The organism is Martinezella tropici (assembly GCF_003287875.1).
Taxonomy (GTDB): Bacteria; Pseudomonadota; Alphaproteobacteria; order Rhizobiales; family Rhizobiaceae; genus Rhizobium; species Rhizobium tropici_C.
This window is the reverse complement of record NZ_QMKK01000054.1, coordinates 748,372-767,646: the sequence shown is the minus strand read 5'-3', so window position 1 is coordinate 767,646 and position 19,275 is coordinate 748,372. Positions and strand designations below refer to the sequence as shown.

The following is a 19,275-nucleotide window of genomic DNA, read 5'->3' as shown; positions in this document are numbered from 1 at the left end:
CTCTTAATATGTGCATATTACACATATGGAGGGCGAAATGACAGAGGAATTTGCAGCCGATGTGCTGATTTGCGGTGCGGGCGCAGCCGGTCTGGCGCTGGCGATCGACCTGGCGCGAAGAGGCATTTCCTTCCGCCTGATCGAGAAGATGGGTGGCCCGTTCCACGGCTCGCGCGGCAAGGGCATTCAGCCGCGAACGCAGGAAATATTCGAAGATCTCGGTATCCTCGACAGGCTCGTCGCGATCGGCGGATCGTATCCGCCCGAACGGCGACATCGCGATGACGGCAGCTATGTCGACTCCGACGCGATGACGCATGAGCCCCCGACGGCCTCCGAGCCTTACCATCTTCCGCTGATGGTGCCTCAGTTTCTGACCGAAGGCCTGATGCGCGAACGCCTGGAGGAACTGGGTCATCGACCCGAATTCGGCCGGGAACTGGTCGGCTTCGGACAGGACGCGGATGGTGTGACGGCGCATGTTGCGGGCACGGCCGGCGACGAGATCTTGCGCGTGCGCTGGCTCGTTGGCGCCGATGGTGGCCGCAGCTTCGTGCGCCATGTGCTTGGCATCGATTTCCCGGGCAAGACCCTGGGTGTGCGTGCCATCGTGGCTGATGTCGTGCTGACAGGTCTCACTCGCGACGCCTGGCATCGTTTCAATGAAGGAAACATGGCGCGGCAGATAGCATTTTGTCCGCTCGCCGGGACTGGGATGTTTCAGATTCAAGGCCCGATCCCTCTCGAAGGCGATATCGATCTTTCCGTCGAAGGGCTGGCGGCCATGGTGGCGGAGCGCACCAATCGCAATGATATTCATATCCAATCCGTGTCCTGGGCATCGGCATACAGCATGAATGCACGGTTGGCCGATCGCTACCGCGTTGGTCGCGTGTTCCTCGCCGGCGATGCCGCTCACATTCATCCACCGACTGGCGGTCAAGGCCTCAACACCAGCATCCAGGATGCCTATAATCTGGGCTGGAAGCTGGCCGCGGTCGCCGACGGCGCGCCTGAGACACTGCTCGACACTTATGAAGAGGAATGCAGGCCGGTCGCCGCAGCAATGCTCGGCCTGGCGACAAAACTTCTCGATGCCTTAAAGCGTGGCGACATGCGTCGTAGCCGCGAGGTCCATCAACTCGATATCGGTTATCCCGAATCCTCGCTTGCGCTGGAGCAGCCAAGCCGGATTGGCGGTCTCCTTGCCGGCGACCGTGCGCCGGATGCACCGATCCGGGGTGCAGCAGGCCAAAGCATTCGGCTGTTCGATTTGTTGAAAGGGGCGCACTGGACGTTGCTCGGCTATGAGGTAGAGCGAGGGGCCGTGCCTCCGCGTCGGGGCATGCATATTCACATATTCGGTTCGAAGGGTGATATGTTCGATGACGAAGGTCACTTCCGTGACGCCTATGCCCCTGCCGCCGGCGATTGGATACTGGTACGTCCGGATGGCTACATTGGTGCCATCGTCGCGAGCGCAGATATGGAGACCTTGGAGACCTATCTCGCGCAGGTGGGGCTGGGCTTGGTCGGCGCCGGTTGCGACTAGCGTGGTTCTATCTGCTCCGGCTTAACGGCCCGCCAGCCAGCGTTTGAATTCGACATTCGTGTCGGTCTGGATCGCGCCGACGCCGGCGGCGATAAGCGTTCCCCAGACGCCTTCGGGGTCTTCAAGCGCGCGGCTGTCATTGAAGTCGAGATTGTAGGAGACGTCGAGCGTATTGACCCACAGTCTGATGTTCTGGCGTTCCAGCTCGTCGCGGCCCGCGATGAGATCTGCGATGTCGGTAAACTTCACCTCGATCATCGGCGCACGCAGTGCTTCGATTGCCCGCAGATCCTCGATGAACTTCCCGGGACGGACTGGAAACATTGGCATATGCGGAATAGAGCCGAACCAATCGGCATTGAGAACCGGGAAGTTGTCGCTCTGCGGCTCGACATCCGATTTGATGATGACATGATCCTCGGCGCCGAGGCGTCGAACGGCGGCAATGACCAGCGGTAATTCACGCGGAAACTTCGTGTCGATATTGACGAAGACGCGCCCGCGCGCCTCTTCAAGTGCTTCCTCGAGCGTCGCCACACGCTCATCCGTCACGTGAGCGGTTTGCCCACCCGCGCCGGCGCGCAGCCGCGCGTCACGGACCATCGCGAATGTGCTTGCGCCAACGACACCTTTGGCCGACGTGGTGCGGTCCAGCGTCTTGTCGTGGATGACGACAAGATGGCCGTCGGCTGTTGTCTGCGTATCGATTTCGACGAATTCAACACCAAGTTCGGCGGCGGCGCGGATTGATGCCAGCGAATTTTCCGGCGCCGCCGACCAAAGACCGCGATGCGCGATCGTCAGAATGTCCGGATTGGCCCGGGACAGGAGATCATAGATATCCGAAAGACGGGGCGAGGGCGAGGCGGCAGTGTGCATGGGGGGTGGCTTTCGTGATCGTTCTGACGGAATGCGCCGCGTGATGTCCGTCATGGAATGCAGACGCCGTTGGCTACGCGCCGACGCGATGCCCATTGGCACCGGTCGCCTCCATGGCTATTAATACACATAAAGTGTAATATTTATGACGGCTGCCTCGAATATGCCGGATGGGCCGGATTGCGGGCATGGATATAAGAGGGAAGGCGAGGTCAAAGGGGTTGGAATCGCAGTCATGACAGTGCTTGAGAAATCCCCACTGGCAAGCGGAAACGAACGCCTCATCCTCGATATCGTTCGCCGGCATGAGCCGATCCCGCGCGCGACCATAACGGCCCACACCAATCTGACACAGCAATCGGTGCACCGCCTGGTCGAAACCTTGATGGCGCGGGGTCTGCTCCGCGCCGGTGCGCCTCTCAAGGGCACGCGCGGGCAACCGAGCCCGACGATCGAATTGGCAAGGCAGGCTGCTTACTCGATCGGCATTTCCGTCAATACCGACGCCGTAATACTGTCGGTTGCCGATTTCGGCTGCGATATTGTCGGTCAGGAGACGCTTCAGGGAGTGCCTGGTGACCGCAAGGCGACGCTGACTGCGCTTGCCCGAAAACTGAACTCGATCCTGACGCGATGCGAAATACCGCGCGAAAGCCTTATCGGCCTCGGCTTCGCCATGTCCGGCTTCTTCGTCGGCGATGATCGTCATTTCAATGCGCCGGAACCTTTGCGGGACTGGTCGCTGATCGATCTGCAGCCGGAGCTCGAGGATGTGTTCCGACTTCCGGTTTGGCTGGAAAACAATGCGACGACCGGCGCTATCGGCGAAAGCCTGCGTGGCGTCGGGCGCTGGTGCCCGACCTTCGCATATCTGTCTTTCAACTACGGATTTGGCGGCGGTCTTGTTCTTGAGGGCAGGCCTTATTTCGGTTTCCACGGCAATGCAGGCGAGTTCAGCGTCATCTACAACCCGGATGAGGCGCCGCGACGGCCAGCTCTGCAATATCTTATCCGCAGATTGCGCGAGAACGGTATCGAGATAGGCTCGGTTGAGGAACTGAAGCAAGCCTTCGATCCTTCCTGGCCGGGCGTGGAGAGCTGGCTTTCCGAAACCATGCCGATGCTCGATCGCCTGATTGCCACCCTGACCGCAGTAATCGATCCGCAGTCGATCGTCTTCGGCGGCCAGCTGCCGCCGGCCCTCGGACGGATGATGATCGAGCGCGTGAATCTGCCCTCGCAACGCCCGCATCGTTACGGCATTGCGCCGCATGGGCCGCGGCTGGTTCTCAGCGAAACGCGGGGCGATGCCAGCGCGATCGGTACGGCGCTGCTGCCGTTGAAGTTCCGGTATTTCCTGTAGGCTTGGCGAAGAAGGCTGATTTATCTTTCGGCGTATTCATGCGGGATTACCGGAGTGATGCCGCTTACATATTCGGTATTCGCCATCTTTCCGGTAAGTCGGCAAAATAACCCCACGAGGCCCAAGGGAGATCATTTCTGTTGCTGGGTCGCGTCGCCAACCTCCATTCGGGGGGATCGGGAAACCCATGCCACATCAGCCGCATCAAAAGCATGTCTTCACCGTCGCAGGTCGCATAAAATTCAACATCTGATCCGCGAAGGTCTCCTATTTCGGTGCCGAATACCGACTGGCCGGCATCGAGTATCGAAGCCCAGTTAATCGCCTTGGCTGCCCTGTCCTCAAATCCGGCGAATTGTAAATCCGCCAGCTTGTCGGAAGCATCACATGGATCAGCCTCCCAGATGTTGGACGCCGAGTTCATGCGATCCGTTTGCTTCATAAACTGTCCACCCGAACTAGCTCCGGCATTGAAAGCGACAGTTTACGGAGCTTTGGCGAGTTCTGCCAGAAGGCCTCTCTTCTTATCGTTGGCCGGCGGGGGCGGTAAACGTGCGTATTTGGCAAACAGCTCAAATTTGATTTCAGTTCCGTATCATCAATGTTTCAGGGCTCTGTCAGACGGCATTGCTAATTCACGGCCGTATTTCGCTGGACAACCGCATTGGCGCGCAAGACTGCAATCATCGTTGGGAATGCTGAGCTCGAGCGCGATCTCTCAGGGGTCGTGGACGACGCGCAATTCGTGATGCGCTTCAACGAGCCGAACCTTGCCGGGGGCATGAGCGGCGAGCGCACCGATATGATCATGATGGCCGCGTCGAGCAAGATCCTGTATCGGCGGCTGCTCGATCCCGGCTTCCTGGACAATGCGGCACTGAAGGCAGCCAAGGTGCTGATGCTGGCTTATCATCCGAACATCATTCGCAAATATCATCCGCGCCCGAACATATTTCAGCGCCTGCGGGGCCAGAAGGCCGATTGGACGATGCAGGCGATCGAACGGATGGGCAATGTCGGCAAGGAAATCCGCATCATGCCGCCACAGACCTATGTCGAAGGCTGCAACGAACTCGGCATTGCCGGACCTCGGATGCGCGAAGTCTTTCCCAGCACGGGTTTCCTCGGCATTGGCTATACGCTCGCGAAGTTTCCGCTGTCCGATTGGGACGTCAAACTGTGCGGCTTCAGCTGGCAAGGATGGAAGCGGCACGATTGGCAGAACGAGCGGCTCTGGGTCCAAAACAAGATCGCCAACGGCCGCGTCACCCTGCTCGCGTGAGCTATCCGATGCGATCAGATTCGAGAACTTTGCGAGACCTCTCCCGCGATCAATGCACTCCCAGCAAGCCGCGCAGTTCCGGCAGCCGGTCGTTTACAAGCCAGCCATAATAATTCTCTTCCGGCAGCTTCTTGCCGCCTGAAGCGTCCGCGGCCTGCCGCAAGGCAAGTGCGCGGCGTCGCGGCTGCCCGACATTATAGAGCGTTGCCGTCAAACCGGGATTGCCGGTGATGTCGAAACCCTGGGCGCGATAGGCATCGATCGCGTCCCTGACGATCGCGGCGATATAGATCACGCTGCGATCGGGGTCCATGATATCTCGGTAGATTGCCTGAGGGTCGTCGACAGACAGTTTCGGCAAACCGCTGGTGGCATGCACGAGATCGGTGACCTCGAGCGCGGTCAGCGGGCTGATCTGGCCGAGACCGAAGGTCTGGCCCGCGAAGAACGGCTGGAAGAAGGCGCGCTGGAAGGTCATGTTCTCATAGGTGACGCCGTCGATGACCTTGCCGCGAAAACTCTCGTCCCAGGTTTCGTCACGGCATTCCCAGAGTTCGGCGCTACCCGTGAAGGCATCGCAATGGGCGAATTCCGGCTTCTTCAGGAAAGTCTGGACGGTCACGTCCTTGTAGGCGAACTTGAAGTCGGATTGCGAATAGGCAAGCGCCTTGATGTAATAGGATTTCACCCTGTTCACGATGGTGATGTTGTAGGTATGTTCGCCGACAAGCGCGCCGACAATATGGATAGGATCGATCTGATAGGCTGCCGCGGCCTTCTTGATCGAAGCCATCAGGTTCTCGTCCTCACGCAGCACGCCGACGATCTTCTGGTATTTTTCCTCATAGGTCGTGTTGAACGCCTTGGCCCGCAGCACCGAGGTGTTGGGTATGGGGGGCTGAACATTGTTGCGATTGCCCGGAGGAACGCGCACGAGCTCATACGCGAAGCAGGCATTCGTCAGGGCGAGGACAAAAAGGAAACCGAGTGCCGGGAGTGTCGACAGGCGTGTTCGCATTCGCAAGATGACTTTCAAAATGTTCCCCGGCACGGGGACAATCTTCATACGCGATCGAGATGCGAAGACAAGCGCGGCTTCTTCTGCCGCCCCGCGAATCACAATAAACTTTCCGCAGAGCAGCTGGCGGCTGTAGAGACCTGCGGCGATCTCACCGCAACGGGTTGCAGCCGCGTCATTCTGGGTGCGGGAGAATGCTGGTGAAACATCTCGTCATGGCAGGCAGCATTCTGCTTGCGGCCGCGCCGGGTGATGCAGTGCCGACGATGGCCGATGCACCAGACCTGGCCAGGGCGGCGGTCGCGCGACGAATAGATGTGCCGCCCGCTGCCATTCACATATTGGCGGCCAAACCAAGCGAACGAATGCCCGGCTTCGTCGTTTGCGGGCGGATCGACCCTTCAGCGGGTGATGACGCCGGAAGTCCCAAGATTGGTCAACGTTTCTTCGTGATCATCCCAGGGGATTTCGCCATCCTGGACCAGGACGGCAAAAGTCTTGTCGATACCTATTGGTCTGCCAATCACTGCGAATGAGCGGCCAGCGCCTTGCTGATCATTGCGAGCGCTTCGGGCGTGCGGCCTGATTCAAGCCGAACCCACTTGTTTGGATCATCGGCAGACTGGCGCTTGATGAAGGTATAGCCCGTGGCGTCCCAGGCTTTGATCGTATCGGTGAGATTATCCAGGATCAGGTCGCCGTCATTCGTGCGGGCCATCAACACGAGATGTCCTTCATTATGCGTGTCCAGAACGACCGTCAGCAGAAGGGCCGAGCGCGGCCAGCCGGCCTCCACGAGCAGTTTCTTCTTCAGCAGGACATAGTCATTGCAGTTGCCGGCGCCGTCGTCCGGATAGGTCCACCAGTTGATGATGCCGAGCTTGTAGATGCCGTAATGGTCGTTATCGCCGATGCCCTGGATTTCGCGATTGACCAGGCTGTTGATCTGCTGCAGCTGCTCGTTGAGCTGGCTGTCGATGGCGACGGTTTCTTCGCTCTTCCGGCCAGCTTCGCATTCTGCGGGTTGAGCCTTGCAGAAGCTGGCCCAACCGACCGGCACGCTTGCATCTGCCGCCACACGGGCGAACTGGTGCGGGTGCACGGTCGTGATGTTTGCCACAGATTTCGCAGTTGTGGCCGTCGAAAACAACAGACCGGTAATAAAGAGAAAGCTTGCAGCGACTAGGAACGAACGCATACTCGGCTCCATGAACTGGGCTCATGAAATCCGATGCGGTCAAATTTATTCGAAAGAAGATTATTCGCATTTTAGCGAACCGGTTCTTTTGGCCGTTGTGCGGACGAAGGCGTCCGATCCAGCCGCAGAATTTATGATCTCTGGCTGTTATGACGTTGACCAGGGATGAAAAAGATGTGTTGTTTCATCAGCATATCAGATTAGAAGATCATCGGGCGCGTTTATGATTTGTTTGCCTTAAACGCGAGTCTCCGCCAATCCGTGGCGAGGAAGCGACCAGCCATAGTTCGGGAGGTTTTATGATTGACGATATCCTCGATCGGATGACGCTTGAAGAGCAGGTTTCGCTGCTGTCGGGCGCCGACTTCTGGACCACGGTGCCGGTCGAGCGTCTTGGTGTTCCGAAGATCAAGGTCACGGATGGCCCGAACGGCGCGCGCGGTGCGGGCTCGCTGGTCGCAGGCGTCAACGCCGCCTGCTTTCCCGTCGCCATTGCGCTTGGCGCCACATGGAATCCGGCGCTCGTCCAGCGCATGGGCGTGGCGCTCGCCGGTCAGGCCAAGAGCAAGGGTGCATCGGTGCTCCTGGCACCGACGGTCAATATTCACCGGTCCGGCCTGAATGGCCGCAATTTCGAATGCTATTCGGAAGATCCAGTGCTGACGGCCGAACTCGCCGTCGCCTATATCCAGGGCGTGCAGAGCCAGGGTGTCGCCGCCACCATCAAGCATTTCGCGGGCAATGAATCCGAGATCGAGCGGCAGACGATGTCGTCGGATATCGGTGAGCGAGCGCTTCGCGAAATCTATCTGCCGCCCTTCGAACAGGCGGTGAAAAAGGCGGGGGTGATGGCGGTCATGTCCTCCTATAACAGGCTGAACGGCACCTATACCAGCGAGCATCCCTGGCTGTTGACCAAGGTTCTGCGGGAAGAATGGGGCTTCGACGGCATCGTCATGTCCGACTGGTTCGGCTCGCATTCGACGGCGCCAACGGTCAATGCAGGGCTCGATCTGGAAATGCCGGGCCCGACGCGCGACCGCGGCGACAAGCTTGTGGCGGCTGTGCGCAACGGCGAGGTCAAGGCGGAGACGGTGCGCCAAGCCGCTCGCCGCATTCTGATGCTGCTCGAGCGTGTAGGCGCTTTTGAAAAGGCACCCGATTTGAGCGAGCATGCGCTGGATTTACCGGAGGACAGGGCTCTGATCCGTCAGCTCGGCTCCGAAGGTGCAGTCCTTTTGAAGAACGACGGCATTCTTCCCCTGCAGAAAGCAGGGCTCGGGCATCTGGCAGTCATCGGAGCGAATGCGGCCGAAGCCCGCGTCATGGGCGGCGGCAGCGCCCAGATTGCCGCGCATTATAAAGTCAGCCCGCTTGAGGGTATCCGCGAGGCGCTGTCGAATGCCAACAGCATTCATTATGCAGCAGCCTGCCGCAACAATCGGCTGATCAACGTCTTTTCCGGCGAGATGCGGGTGGAATATTTCAAGGGCCGCGATCTCGCCGGCCCGGTAATGGCAAGCGAAACGGCAAACAAGGGCGAGTTCTTCTGGTTCGAGCTGCCGTCTTCGGAACTCGATTCCAGCGATTTCTCCGCCCGCATGACAGCTTCCTACATTCCGACGGAAAGCGGCGAGCATCTATTCGGCATGACCAACGCGGGCCTCGCCAGGCTTTATGTCGACGGCAAGCTCGTCGTGAATGGCCATGACGGCTGGTCGCGCGGCGACAATTATTTCGGCACGGCCAATGTCGAGCAGCGGCAGGCTGTTCATCTTGAGGCCGGCCAGCGATACCAGATAATCGTCGAATATTGTTCGCCGGCGACGAGCGAGGAGGGGATCAACCTGACGGCGGTCCGTTTCGGCGTCGAAAAGCCGCTCGGTGAAGCCGATATGCTGGATGCTGTCGCAAAGGCCGAGGATGCGGATATCGCCCTGCTCTTTGTCGGTCGTGACGGCGAGTGGGATACCGAGGGGCTCGATTTGCCCGATATGCGCCTGCCCGGCCGGCAGGAGGAACTGATCGAGCGCGTGGCGGCCGTCAACGCCAACGTCGTCGTCGTATTGCAGACAGGCGGTCCCATCGAAATGCCGTGGATCGACAAGGTCAGGGCCGTGTTGCAGATGTGGTATCCCGGCCAGGAGCTGGGGCATGCCGTTGCCGACGTGCTGTTCGGCGATGTCGAGCCGGGCGGCCGCCTGCCGCAGACTTTCCCGAAGCGCCTGTCGGACAATTGCGCCATGGTTGGAGATCCGCAGGTTTATCCCGGAAAGGACGGGCATGTGCGATACGCCGAAGACGTTTTCGTGGGCTACCGTCATCATGATACGCGCGGTATCGAACCTCTGTTTCCTTTCGGCTTCGGTCTCGGCTACACACGCTTTTCCTGGGGCAAGGCAAAAGCCTCGGCAACGCAGATGGGCGCAGAAGGTATCGCCGTTACGATCGACGTCACCAATATCGGCGAGAGAACGGGTTCGGAACTCGTGCAGCTTTATGTGCGGGCAATCGATTCCCTGATCGAACGCCCGGAAAAGGAGCTGCGTGCCTTTGCCAAGCTGCGATTGGCGCCCGGCGAAACGGGCACGGCGTCGCTGGTCGTACGGTTTCGTGACCTCAGCTATTTCGATGAGGCAACGAAGACCTTCCGCGCGCCCGCCGGCCGCTACGAGCTCCTTGCTGCCGCCAATGCCGCCGATATACGCTCCGCCGTGGCGATCGAGCTCGCAGATGAATGGATCGGCGAAACCGGCGATCGTTCGATTTGACGTTGCCGGGCGGCGGCGTGTAGCCCCGGGATAGCGATGGAGCGCAAAACATGCGCTCCGGACGACCGGCTCGCATGCCGTTACATCCGGAATATTGCTAACGGCGACGCATGCGTTGTGGCGGGACGCGGCCGGAAAATCGTGATGCTTCGTCCTCGTCGGCGGCCGTCATTTGAAAGATCTGTGCGACGGGTTTTGGGCGGCCAAGGAAGAAGCCCTGCGCTTCGTCGCAGCCTTCAACGCGCAGGATTTCCAGCTGGTGATCGGTTTCCACGCCCTCCGCCAAAACCGGAATCTCGAGGCTCTTGCCGAGTGTCAGCACGGCGCGAACGATCGCCTTTGCCTGTATGCTCTGGTCCACTTCGTTCATGAAGGACCGGTCGAGCTTGATCTTGTCGAATGGGAACGAGCGCAGTGTGTCGAGCGACGAATATCCGGTTCCGAAATCATCGATGGCAATGGTGACGCCGAGCGCCCGAATCTGCCGCAGCACATGCAGGGTGCGGCTCTTGTCGGCGATGATGGTGGACTCGGTGATTTCCAGCTCCAGCCGCGTCGGCGACAGGCCGGTTTCGAGAAGGATCGAGTGAACCAGCCGGGCAAGATCCGCGTGGGCGAATTGTACCGGCGAGAGATTGACGGCGATCTTGTAGGGCTTGTCCCATGATGCAGCCTCCTTGCAGGCGGTGCGCAGCACCCATTCGCCGATGATAAGGATCGTGCCGCTTTCTTCCGCGATCGGAATGAATTCCGAGGGTGGCACGGCGCCGTGCTCAGGATGATGCCAGCGGACCAGAACCTCATAGCCGCAGATCTCGCCGGTGCTGACCGAGGTCTGTACCTGATAATGCAGTTCGAGTTGATCCAACTCGACGGCGCGTCGCAGATCCTGCGCCAGCGTGTGCCGGGCGCGCGCCGCCTCGTCCATCTTGGACTCGTAGAAGCAGACCGCACGACCGACATCGGCCTTGGCGCGGTACATGGCGAGATCGGCATTGCTGACCAGGCGCTCCTGATCGATGCCGTCATCTGGATAGATGGCGACGCCGATGCTCGCGCCGGTCGCCGTTTCGAAATCATCGATGCGGATGGGCTCGAACAGGGTCTTTTCCAGGCGAGCCACGAAATCCAGAAGCTCGCTTTGGCTCCGGAACCGCTTGGCTGCTGCGAACTCGTCGCCGCCGACACGCGCGACGAACTCTCCATCCTTGACGAGACGCGCAAGCCGCCGACCGATTGCCTTGAGGGCCTGATCGCCGGCCTTGTGGCCGCGCAGGTCGTTGATTTCCTTGAAGCGGTCGAGATCGATGCCGATCACGGCAAGCTTTGCGCCGTCTTCTTCGGCATGCTGCATTTCGCCCTGAAGATAATCGGCGAAGCTGCCGCGATTGGGCAGGCCGGTCAGCAGATCATTCAGTGCCATATGCTGGAGCTTCTGGATGGATTCACGCGAGGCGCGCTCATCGATCATATAGCTTGCGACGCCCGTGCCGATAATGATGAGCCCGCCGCCGGCAACCGCCACGGCCATGGCCTTCAGCGCATAGGAATCAGCAAGTCCCGCGCCGGTTGCCAGCGGTGTGACCGATACGGCTGTCATCGCCGTAAAGTGAAGCGACACGATGGCAACGACGAAGAGGATAAGTGCCGCAAATCCCGAAAAATGCCAGGGACGGCGGATCGCCTGATGATGGGCCAGCGCAGCGAAGATCACCGAAAGCACGACGGAGGCGACGACATAACCCTCGTTCCACTCAACAATGCCATCGACGTGATAGGCCATCATACCGGTGTAATGCATGGCGACGATCGCAAGGCCGACGATGGCACCTCCAAATTCCGGCGCCACCCGCGGCAGGCTGGACAGGGCGATTGCGAAACCGAAGGCACAGCCGATCACGGCCAGGAGAAAGGAGGCCATGGTGAGGATCGGATCGAAGGTGACCGGCGCCTCGACCTGATAGGCCAGCATGGCGATAAAATGCGTGCACCAGATCGAGGAGCCTGCCGCGACGGCTGTCAGGAAAATCCATCCGCCCCGTTGAAGTTCGCGCGTCTTTCCCGCTTGCCGCAGCAGGCCGAACGTAATCCATCCGCCGCTGACGCAGACAAATGCTGCAAGAAGGACAAGCCACAGATTGTGTTCCGTGAAAATGCAGGAAAGAACGCGCACGCAAAAAATCCCAATTATGGTCAATAGGTGAGGGGAGCCCTCAACCAGAGCGCCCGTCTAAAATCAACGCGACTGCTTTCGCGGGTGAATACTGAAAATCGGGTAAAGATATTTTCATCAAGACTGCAACAGGGGCGTTATTCCACGATCAGCTCTACCCGGGTTTTCAACCTTGGCTATACTATTTTTTCGCGGAGCCACCGATTGCAGTTCAAGCGGGCATCATTTCCGGACAAAAGAGATTTTTATTTCGTTCTTCCGTCAGGTAGTTTCGCAAACATAATTCGGGTTTTGGTAAATTTTCCGTGGAGGTTAACAATATAAAATAGAGATATAGCTTTTATCGGAATTTCAATATTTCCATGCGATACTATTAATTAGTATATCTGAAAATGATAATACTTGAAGTTGGCGAATATTTTGAGAATGCAACTTTTATAATAGAGAGCTTGCTTGGTGAGGAAATTCTGGATCCGCTCGCAGTCGTTCGATGCAACGCATAGGCTTTTGCGAAAATTGCTCGCAGAGAGATCGGGCAACTTTGGGATGACGACTGCCCTGGTCGCTGTTCCGCTGATCGCGGCAGGCGGCTTGGCGCTTGATGTCACCAATGCCATGCTCGTCAGGACGGAATTGCAAAACGCTGCGGATGCAGCCGCAGTCGGCGCAATCGCAGATTCATCCCCGGCAGTCGCGGCTGCCATGGCCATGACGAAGGACGGCACCGTCACGATCGGTCAGGATGATGCCAACAAGCTCTTCTTCGGCCAAACATCCAGCGATCTTCAGGCCATATCAGTCAACGTCAGCGCTGCGGTGACGCGCACCGGCAATATCGTCTCTTCGACGGTCAATTTTTCTACGAACGTGCCGACTACGCTCAGTCAGGTCATCGGCAAGACATCCATTTCCGTCAGCGGTTCGGCATCCGCGCAGTATCAGACGGCGAATTTCATGGATTTCTACATGTTGCTGGACAATACGCCTTCCATGGGTATTGGCGCTACCCTGGGCGATATTCAAAAGATGGTGACAAACACGCCGGATAGCTGCGCCTTTGCGTGCCATATTCAAAATTCAACGAACGATTATTACAATCTTGCGAAGAATGTACTGAAGATCAATACGCGTATCGACGTCGTTCGTCAGGCGACGCAGTCTCTGACCGATACTGCCGTGAGGAACCGAGTAACATCCGATCAATACAGAATGGCCGTCTATACGTTCGGTCCTGACGCCACGCAAATTGGCTTGACCAATGTATCGCCGCTCTTATCCGATATGGCGCAGGTCAGCAAAGCCACCAGTGCGGTAGACCTGATGGCTGTTCCCAAACAAGGCTATAACAACGACCAGGATACGAGTTTCGATACGATGCTGACGCAGCTCGCGCCGATCATCGGCAACGGCGGCAGCGGTAAAACCGGTTCCGATCGTCAGAAGGTTCTTTTTCTTGTCACTGACGGCGTCGGCGACAGCAACAAGCCCACCACCTGCACCAAGCCAACCACGAACGGGCGTTGCCAGGAGCCGCTCGCCACTGCCTTCTGCCAGCCGCTGAAGAATCAGAACATCAAGATCGCCATCCTCTACACGACCTATTTTCCCCTGCCGACCAACGGCTGGTACAATCAATGGATCGCGCCCTTCCAATCGCAGATCGGGACCAATCTGCAGAACTGCGCCTCGCCTGGCCTCTACTTCGAAGTCAGCCCGACACAGGGCATTTCCGACGCCATGAACGCCCTGTTCCTGAAAGTCATTCGCACACCACGCATTACGAGCTGACGACAGGGACCGCGATCGCCTGGGACATAAGAACGATCTAGGCCAGGGTAAGCGATTTGATCAGGCCCACGATCTTTTGACGTGTCCTTGCATCCTTGATCTTTGCAAAGGCGCGGTTGAGTTCGACGCCCTCTTCGGATGAAAGGAACCTGACGAGGTCGTTCTTGAGCGCGTGCGCCTCATGCGTCGAAGCATGGCCGTCCGATGTCGGATTGTCAAAGAAATGCGAGATCGGAACGCCGAGGCTCTCCGCCACGCGTTGAAGGCGACTTGCGCCGACGCGGTTGGTGCCTTTCTCATATTTCTGCACTTGCTGGAACGTCAGATCCAGCTTTTCGGCCAATGCCGATTGGCTCATGCCTAGCAGGCGGCGTTGCGCGCGGATGCGCTTGCCAACTTCTACATCGATGGGACTGGGGAGTTTTCCTTTAGGGCTGTCTTGCACTGGTTCCTCATGTCTTGACCGTGAAACCGCCCATCAAACCTGGGGAGCCGATGGATGGAGGCCGCGAAACTTCTTAATCGGATTCTTGGCGAGCCTTCCGTTTATGACTGCCGGGTGTCATCAAAAACGGCAACGTCAATTCACCTCGATAGAGGCAGAACCATCCGTTTGGTGCGCATTCGGTACAATATCTGCGCAATCTGGCTATTCCCTGGAAGGCTGAGGCTGAAAAGCGCTCCCGCCTAACGAGCGGGCGACTCGCGGCCGATCTGCCGCACCGTGTCGATGAAGGCCCGGAGCTTTGGCGCCAGCTCGGCGCGACGCGGGAAGTAAAGGAAAAGGCCGGCCTCGGTGACGGCATAGTCGCTCAAAAGCTGAACAAGCCTGCCGGATCCGATTTCCGGCTGCACCAGCGGTTCGAAGACATAGGCCAGCCCCACGCCGGCCAATGCCAGTTCGATTGCCGAATGCGATTCCGTGACGATGGCCTGGCCGCTCACCGCAACCGCTACATCCTGCCCGTTCTCGATGAATTCCCATTGATAGAGACCGCCGGAACGCATGAGGCGATAGCCAATGCAATTATGGTTGGAAAGATCGGAAAGCGTATTCGGGCGGCCGAAACGTGCGATGTAGCCGGGGGAGGCGACGATGACCGATCGGAAAGGCGGGGTGAGGCGCACGGCCACCATGTCCTGTGCAATCATTTCGCCGACGCGTATGCCGGCATCGAAACCCTCGGCGACAATGTCGGTCAGCCGCTCATCGGAGAAGACCTCGATCTCGACTTCCGGATAGCGCTCGGCCATGGCGGCTATCACGCAGGTGAGCGCAAGCGGCAGGCAAACGCGCGATGCATTGATGCGCAAGAGGCCGCTTGGCCTTCCCTTGACGGCCTTTATGCGCTCGATGCGCTCATGGATGTCCTGCAGCGCCGGGGTGATGGTGCCAATCAGGCTCCTGCCTGCCTCGGTCAACGCCACGCTGCGCGTCGTGCGGGCAAAAAGCGGCTGTCCGAGCCTTTCCTCCACCAGCCGCACTGCATGGCTGACGGCCGATGCGCTCATTCCCAGCTCACTGGCAGCTGCCGCGAATCCACCCCGGCGTGCAACCGCGGCGATAATAGGCAGATGTGGCAGCAGATCCCGGTCCATTCATGCATGATATCGCATAATGCATGCAAATTGAACGGCCTTATCGAATGACCAAAAAGCAGCGAAATTGGATGCATCACAAATTACAGCCCATTCATTCGATCATCGAACTCGGACTGGTGTCAAAGAGGAGCATACAGATGAGCATGGAGTTTTACACACTTGGCAACAGCGGCCTGAAAGTGACGCGGCTTGCCCTTGGCACCATGACGTTCGGCACGGAATGGGGCTGGGGTTCGAACAAGGCGGCGGCACGCGCCATCTTCAATGCCTATGTCGATGCCGGCGGCAATTTCTTCGATACGGCCGATGCCTATACGGGCGGCACGTCGGAAACGTGGCTTGGCGAATTCATCGCTGAACGGGGCTTGCGCGATGATGCGGTGATCGCAACCAAGTTCACCATGAACCTGACCGCCCGTACGCCGAACGCGGCCGGCAATGGCCGCAAGAACATACTTCGGGCCGTCGAAGGCTCGTTGAAGCGGCTCAATACGGATCACATCGATCTTTATCTCCTGCATTGCTGGGATCGCCTGACCCCGCCGGAGGAGGTGATGCGCACCTTCGACGATCTCGTTCGCTCCGGCAAGGTACTTCATGTCGGCCTGTCCGATGTGCCCGCCTGGTACGCCAGCCGTGCCCAGGCAGTTGCCGAGCATCGCGGCTATGAGCCGATTTCGGCGCTGCAGCTCGAATATTCACTGGCTGAGCGCAATATCGAGAACGAGTTCGTGCCGTTCGGCACACGCTATGGCGCGGGGATCATGGCCTGGAGCCCGCTGGCAAGCGGCCTCTTGAGCGGCAAATATCGCCCCAGCGGCGAGGGAGAGACGGCGGGCCGCCTCGAGACGGTCCGCGGCACCACCAATCCCGGTTTTCAAAAATTTACCGATCGCAACTGGGCCATCGTTGCCGAGTTGGAGAAGGTGGCGGCAGAACTTGGGCGCAGCATGGCGCAGGTGGCGGTCAACTGGGCGATGACTCAACCCGGAATAGCCTCCATCATCGTCGGCGCCACGAAGCTTGAGCAATTGAACGACAATCTTGGCGCCTTGGACTTCACGATACCGTTAGAGCTGCGCCGCCGTCTCGACGAGATCAGCGCCTTGCAGCCGAGCTTTCCCTATTCGTTCTTCGGGCCGGAGGTCCAAGGCGGCCTCACCGGCGGCCAGACGGTTGGAGGCAAGCCCGCCGATTACTATCCGGACCTGAATATCTCCGGCCAATTTGCCGGCGTCAGCTAACTCCCTGGCAATTGCCACCAGCGCGCCGGCATTCGCCGGCGTGTTGTCGTGAAATATTATCGGTGCCTTGTTTCCTCCGAGTTCTGCTGCTACAGACCCGCCATGGCTTCGAAAGAGCCAAGAAATCCGGTCGCAGCCCACCCGGTCAAAACAAGGGATCCTGTTTTATGAAGACTATCGTCATCTGCTCCGGCGGATTGGACTCCGTTTCGCTCGTCCATAAGGTCGCAGCCGAACACCAGCTTATCGGCCTCGTCTCCTTCGACTACGGCCAGCGGCATCGCAAGGAACTCGACTTTGCCGCTGCTTGCGCAGCACGCCTCGGCGTCCCTCACCAGATCATCGATATCAGCGGAATCGGCAGACATCTCACCGGATCGGCGCTGACCGATGACGTCAACGTGCCGGACGGGCATTATGCCGAAGAAACCATGAAGGCGACGGTCGTGCCGAACCGCAACGCGATCATGCTCGCGATCGCCTTCGGGCTCGCGGCCGCTCAGAAGGCGGATGCGGTTGCCGTTGCCGTTCATGGCGGCGACCATTTCATCTATCCGGATTGCCGTCCCGGTTTCATCGATGCATTTCAGCAGATGCAGAACCACGCACTCGATGGTTATGCAAACGTTTCCCTCTACGCACCCTATGTGACCATCTCGAAAGCGGATATCGTCATGGATGGCGCACGGCATCAAACACCCTTTGCCGAGACTTGGTCCTGTTACAAGGGCGGCGAACGCCATTGCGGCCGTTGCGGCACCTGCGTCGAGCGGCGCGAAGCCTTCCATATCGCCGGCATCGCGGATCCCACCGATTATGAAGACCCGGATTTCTGGGTATCGGCGACGTCGGGTTTCGTCGCGGCGGAGGTAAAGTGATGTTCCGCATCACCAAGGAGTTTCACTTCTCCGCCTCGCATCAGCTCTCGCATCTTCCTGACGACCATCAGTGCGCGCGCATGCATGGGCATAACTACATCGTCGTGGTGGAGCTTTCCGCCGCCGAGCTCGACGCAAACGGCTTTGTGCGCGACTATCATGAACTGCAGCCGCTGAAGCGCTATATCGACAGTGAATTCGATCATCGTCATCTCAACGACGTGCTCGGCCACGACCGCGTCACTTCGGAATATCTGGCCAAGCATTTCTACGACTGGTGCAAGTCCCGCTTGCCCGAGACATCGGCGGTGCGCGTCAGCGAGACGCCGAAGACCTGGGCGGAATACCGGCCATGAGCGAAGTGCGCATTCGCGTCAGCGAGATCTTCGGGCCGACGATCCAGGGCGAGGGTATTCTGATCGGCCTTCCGACGATCTTCGTGCGCACCGGCGGCTGCGACTACCGCTGTTCCTGGTGCGATACGCTGCACGCAGTCGATAGCGAGTATCGCGATCAGTGGCTGCCGATGTCGGTTGATGAGATCTGGTCGGACGTGACGCGGCTTTCCGGCGGCAAGCCGTTGACGATATCGCTTTCCGGCGGCAACCCCGCAATCCAACCCCTCGGCCCGCTGATCGCGCGTGGTCATGGCGAAGGCTATCGTTTCGCGTTGGAAACGCAGGGGAGCCTGGCGAAGGATTGGTTCGCGGAACTGGATGTGCTGGTGCTGAGCCCGAAGCCGCCGTCGAGCGGCATGGCAACGGATTGGGGCGCATTCGACGACTGTCTGCGCATGGCGGCTGGCAAGCCGCAGGTCGCGCTGAAGATCGTCGTGTTCGACGACGTCGATTACGCCTATGCGCGGGAGGCCGCATCGCGCTATCCTGAATTGCCGCTTTATCTGCAACCCGGCAATCACACGCCGCCACCGCCGGAAGCCGATGATGCTATCGTCGATATCGAGGGCATCGTCGAGCGCATGCGCTGGCTCGTGGACAAGGTCAGCAGCGACCGATGGTTCGAAGCGAGAGTGTTGCCGCAATTGCACGTGCTGATTTGGGGCAACAAGCGCGGCGTTTGAGCCGTTGGGCTTTGGCCATTCCTCACCCTTGAGCCTTGCAGCCTTAAGGGCCACAAGCTGCCATCACGACTTCTTGCCTTGAGCATCCTTGTCGTCGGCACCTGGCGACATTGGCCCGAGTTCGGCATCGAACAGCTTCGACAATGTTTTCAAGATTTGGTGAACGCCGGGGTGATCGCAGGTATAATATCTGAATTGCGCCTGACGGCGCACCTTTACGATACCGGAATGATGCAGTCGCGTCAGATGCTGGCTTAGCGCCGATTGCGATATTCCCAGCTTCTTGGCCAGGCTGTTCACATCCTCTTCCTGGCGTGAGAGATGAATGCAAACCTCGAGGCGTTTGGGATTGGAAAGCTGACTGAGAAGATCTGCATGATAGATGAGACGCTCATCTTCTGTGGTCTGATCTGAATACATGGCGCGGCCGATCGTTGATGTTTAAA

The 19,275-nt window shown here is 58.8% G+C and carries 18 protein-coding genes; 10 read left to right on the top strand and 8 right to left on the bottom strand.

Translation table 11 applies throughout. The annotated features are described in order from the left end of the window. Positions 1 to 37: 37 nt before the first annotated feature. A complete protein-coding gene (locus DQ393_RS28865; RefSeq protein ID WP_112345087.1) occupies positions 38 to 1,552 on the top strand; it encodes an FAD-dependent oxidoreductase in 1,515 nt (504 codons plus the stop codon). A 21-nt stretch (positions 1,553 to 1,573) separates the two neighbouring features. Here the strand turns inward: DQ393_RS28865 and DQ393_RS28860 are convergent, their stop codons facing one another. Continuing rightward, positions 1,574 to 2,431, bottom strand: coding sequence for a glycerophosphodiester phosphodiesterase family protein (locus DQ393_RS28860; protein WP_112345086.1), 858 nt, complete (start codon positions 2,429 to 2,431; stop codon positions 1,574 to 1,576). Positions 2,432 to 2,666: 235 nt separating this feature from the next. Between DQ393_RS28860 and DQ393_RS28855 the strand changes: the two genes are divergently transcribed. After that, entirely contained in the window at positions 2,667 to 3,794 is a 1,128-nt protein-coding gene (locus DQ393_RS28855; RefSeq protein ID WP_112345085.1) for an ROK family transcriptional regulator, read from the top strand. Between the two features lie 64 nt (positions 3,795 to 3,858). Here the strand turns inward: DQ393_RS28855 and DQ393_RS28850 are convergent, their stop codons facing one another. After that, on the bottom strand, positions 3,859 to 4,236 hold the full coding sequence (locus DQ393_RS28850) for a hypothetical protein (RefSeq protein WP_112345084.1): 378 nt from the start codon (positions 4,234 to 4,236) through the stop codon (positions 3,859 to 3,861). 222 nt (positions 4,237 to 4,458) lie between these two features. Here DQ393_RS28850 and DQ393_RS28845 point away from each other — a divergent pair, with 222 nt between their 5' ends. Beyond that, on the top strand, positions 4,459 to 5,076 hold the full coding sequence (locus DQ393_RS28845) for a hypothetical protein (protein WP_112345083.1): 618 nt from the start codon (positions 4,459 to 4,461) through the stop codon (positions 5,074 to 5,076). A 49-nt stretch (positions 5,077 to 5,125) separates the two neighbouring features. Here the strand turns inward: DQ393_RS28845 and DQ393_RS28840 are convergent, their stop codons facing one another. Beyond that, entirely contained in the window at positions 5,126 to 6,094 is a 969-nt protein-coding gene (locus tag DQ393_RS28840) for a DUF1402 family protein (RefSeq protein ID WP_181592434.1), read from the bottom strand. A 194-nt stretch (positions 6,095 to 6,288) separates the two neighbouring features. Between DQ393_RS28840 and DQ393_RS28835 the strand changes: the two genes are divergently transcribed. Beyond that, positions 6,289 to 6,630, top strand: coding sequence for a hypothetical protein (locus DQ393_RS28835; protein WP_210260429.1), 342 nt, complete (start codon positions 6,289 to 6,291; stop codon positions 6,628 to 6,630). Here DQ393_RS28835 and DQ393_RS28830 read toward each other — a convergent pair. Then, positions 6,618 to 7,292 (bottom strand): transglutaminase-like cysteine peptidase, encoded by a 675-nt coding sequence (locus DQ393_RS28830; RefSeq protein ID WP_112345082.1) that lies wholly within the window; start codon positions 7,290 to 7,292, stop codon positions 6,618 to 6,620. The genes DQ393_RS28835 and DQ393_RS28830 overlap by 13 nt on opposite strands. A 299-nt stretch (positions 7,293 to 7,591) precedes the next feature. Here DQ393_RS28830 and DQ393_RS28825 point away from each other — a divergent pair, with 299 nt between their 5' ends. Beyond that, complete coding sequence (locus DQ393_RS28825; protein WP_112345081.1) at positions 7,592 to 10,063, top strand: beta-glucosidase; 2,472 nt, start codon at positions 7,592 to 7,594, stop codon at positions 10,061 to 10,063. A 97-nt stretch (positions 10,064 to 10,160) separates the two neighbouring features. Here DQ393_RS28825 and DQ393_RS28820 read toward each other — a convergent pair whose 3' ends face one another. After that, complete coding sequence (locus DQ393_RS28820; RefSeq protein ID WP_112345080.1) at positions 10,161 to 12,236, bottom strand: putative bifunctional diguanylate cyclase/phosphodiesterase; 2,076 nt, start codon at positions 12,234 to 12,236, stop codon at positions 10,161 to 10,163. Between the two features lie 546 nt (positions 12,237 to 12,782). Between DQ393_RS28820 and DQ393_RS28815 the strand changes: the two genes are divergently transcribed. Beyond that, complete coding sequence (locus DQ393_RS28815; RefSeq protein ID WP_112345079.1) at positions 12,783 to 14,024, top strand: Tad domain-containing protein; 1,242 nt, start codon at positions 12,783 to 12,785, stop codon at positions 14,022 to 14,024. Between the two features lie 37 nt (positions 14,025 to 14,061). Here the strand turns inward: DQ393_RS28815 and DQ393_RS28810 are convergent, their stop codons facing one another. Both DQ393_RS28810 and DQ393_RS28805 read right to left on the bottom strand, forming a co-directional pair. Then, positions 14,062 to 14,469 (bottom strand): helix-turn-helix domain-containing protein, encoded by a 408-nt coding sequence (locus DQ393_RS28810; protein WP_112345078.1) that lies wholly within the window; start codon positions 14,467 to 14,469, stop codon positions 14,062 to 14,064. A 242-nt stretch (positions 14,470 to 14,711) separates the two neighbouring features. Beyond that, on the bottom strand, positions 14,712 to 15,623 hold the full coding sequence (locus DQ393_RS28805; protein ID WP_112345077.1) for a LysR family transcriptional regulator: 912 nt from the start codon (positions 15,621 to 15,623) through the stop codon (positions 14,712 to 14,714). Between the two features lie 140 nt (positions 15,624 to 15,763). Here DQ393_RS28805 and DQ393_RS28800 point away from each other — a divergent pair, with 140 nt between their 5' ends. From DQ393_RS28800 to queE, 4 genes are all read left to right on the top strand, one after another. Continuing rightward, a complete protein-coding gene (locus tag DQ393_RS28800; RefSeq protein ID WP_112345076.1) occupies positions 15,764 to 16,870 on the top strand; it encodes an aldo/keto reductase in 1,107 nt (368 codons plus the stop codon). Between the two features lie 167 nt (positions 16,871 to 17,037). Then, on the top strand, positions 17,038 to 17,748 hold the full coding sequence (queC, locus tag DQ393_RS28795; protein WP_112345075.1) for a 7-cyano-7-deazaguanine synthase QueC: 711 nt from the start codon (positions 17,038 to 17,040) through the stop codon (positions 17,746 to 17,748). Then, positions 17,748 to 18,104: a 6-carboxytetrahydropterin synthase QueD gene (gene queD / locus DQ393_RS28790; RefSeq protein WP_112345074.1), complete on the top strand. Its 357-nt coding sequence runs from the start codon at positions 17,748 to 17,750 to the stop codon at positions 18,102 to 18,104. The genes queC and queD overlap by 1 nt, the downstream gene beginning before the upstream one ends. Beyond that, a complete protein-coding gene (gene queE, locus DQ393_RS28785; protein ID WP_112345073.1) occupies positions 18,101 to 18,829 on the top strand; it encodes a 7-carboxy-7-deazaguanine synthase QueE in 729 nt (242 codons plus the stop codon). The genes queD and queE overlap by 4 nt, the downstream gene beginning before the upstream one ends. A 63-nt stretch (positions 18,830 to 18,892) precedes the next feature. On the opposite strand, the gene DQ393_RS28780 is transcribed toward queE, so the two are convergent. Beyond that, positions 18,893 to 19,249, bottom strand: a complete 357-nt coding sequence (locus DQ393_RS28780; protein ID WP_112345072.1) for an ArsR/SmtB family transcription factor — start codon at positions 19,247 to 19,249, stop codon at positions 18,893 to 18,895. Positions 19,250 to 19,275: the final 26 nt, after the last annotated feature.

Coding starts and splice junctions, on each gene's coding strand:
- DQ393_RS28825 (WP_112345081.1), top strand. CDS start 7,592: ATGATTGACGATATCCTCGATCGGATGACGCTTGAAGAGCAGGTTTCG.
- queE (WP_112345073.1), top strand. CDS start 18,101: ATGAGCGAAGTGCGCATTCGCGTCAGCGAGATCTTCGGGCCGACGATC.
- DQ393_RS28865 (WP_112345087.1), top strand. CDS start 38: ATGACAGAGGAATTTGCAGCCGATGTGCTGATTTGCGGTGCGGGCGCA.
- DQ393_RS28840 (WP_181592434.1), bottom strand. CDS start 6,094: ATGCGAACACGCCTGTCGACACTCCCGGCACTCGGTTTCCTTTTTGTC.
- DQ393_RS28800 (WP_112345076.1), top strand. CDS start 15,764: ATGAGCATGGAGTTTTACACACTTGGCAACAGCGGCCTGAAAGTGACG.
- DQ393_RS28850 (WP_112345084.1), bottom strand. CDS start 4,236: ATGAAGCAAACGGATCGCATGAACTCGGCGTCCAACATCTGGGAGGCT.
- DQ393_RS28780 (WP_112345072.1), bottom strand. CDS start 19,249: ATGTATTCAGATCAGACCACAGAAGATGAGCGTCTCATCTATCATGCA.
- DQ393_RS28805 (WP_112345077.1), bottom strand. CDS start 15,623: ATGGACCGGGATCTGCTGCCACATCTGCCTATTATCGCCGCGGTTGCA.
- DQ393_RS28835 (WP_210260429.1), top strand. CDS start 6,289: ATGCTGGTGAAACATCTCGTCATGGCAGGCAGCATTCTGCTTGCGGCC.
- DQ393_RS28860 (WP_112345086.1), bottom strand. CDS start 2,431: ATGCACACTGCCGCCTCGCCCTCGCCCCGTCTTTCGGATATCTATGAT.
- DQ393_RS28855 (WP_112345085.1), top strand. CDS start 2,667: ATGACAGTGCTTGAGAAATCCCCACTGGCAAGCGGAAACGAACGCCTC.
- DQ393_RS28815 (WP_112345079.1), top strand. CDS start 12,783: ATGACGACTGCCCTGGTCGCTGTTCCGCTGATCGCGGCAGGCGGCTTG.
- queC (WP_112345075.1), top strand. CDS start 17,038: ATGAAGACTATCGTCATCTGCTCCGGCGGATTGGACTCCGTTTCGCTC.
- queD (WP_112345074.1), top strand. CDS start 17,748: ATGTTCCGCATCACCAAGGAGTTTCACTTCTCCGCCTCGCATCAGCTC.
- DQ393_RS28830 (WP_112345082.1), bottom strand. CDS start 7,292: ATGCGTTCGTTCCTAGTCGCTGCAAGCTTTCTCTTTATTACCGGTCTG.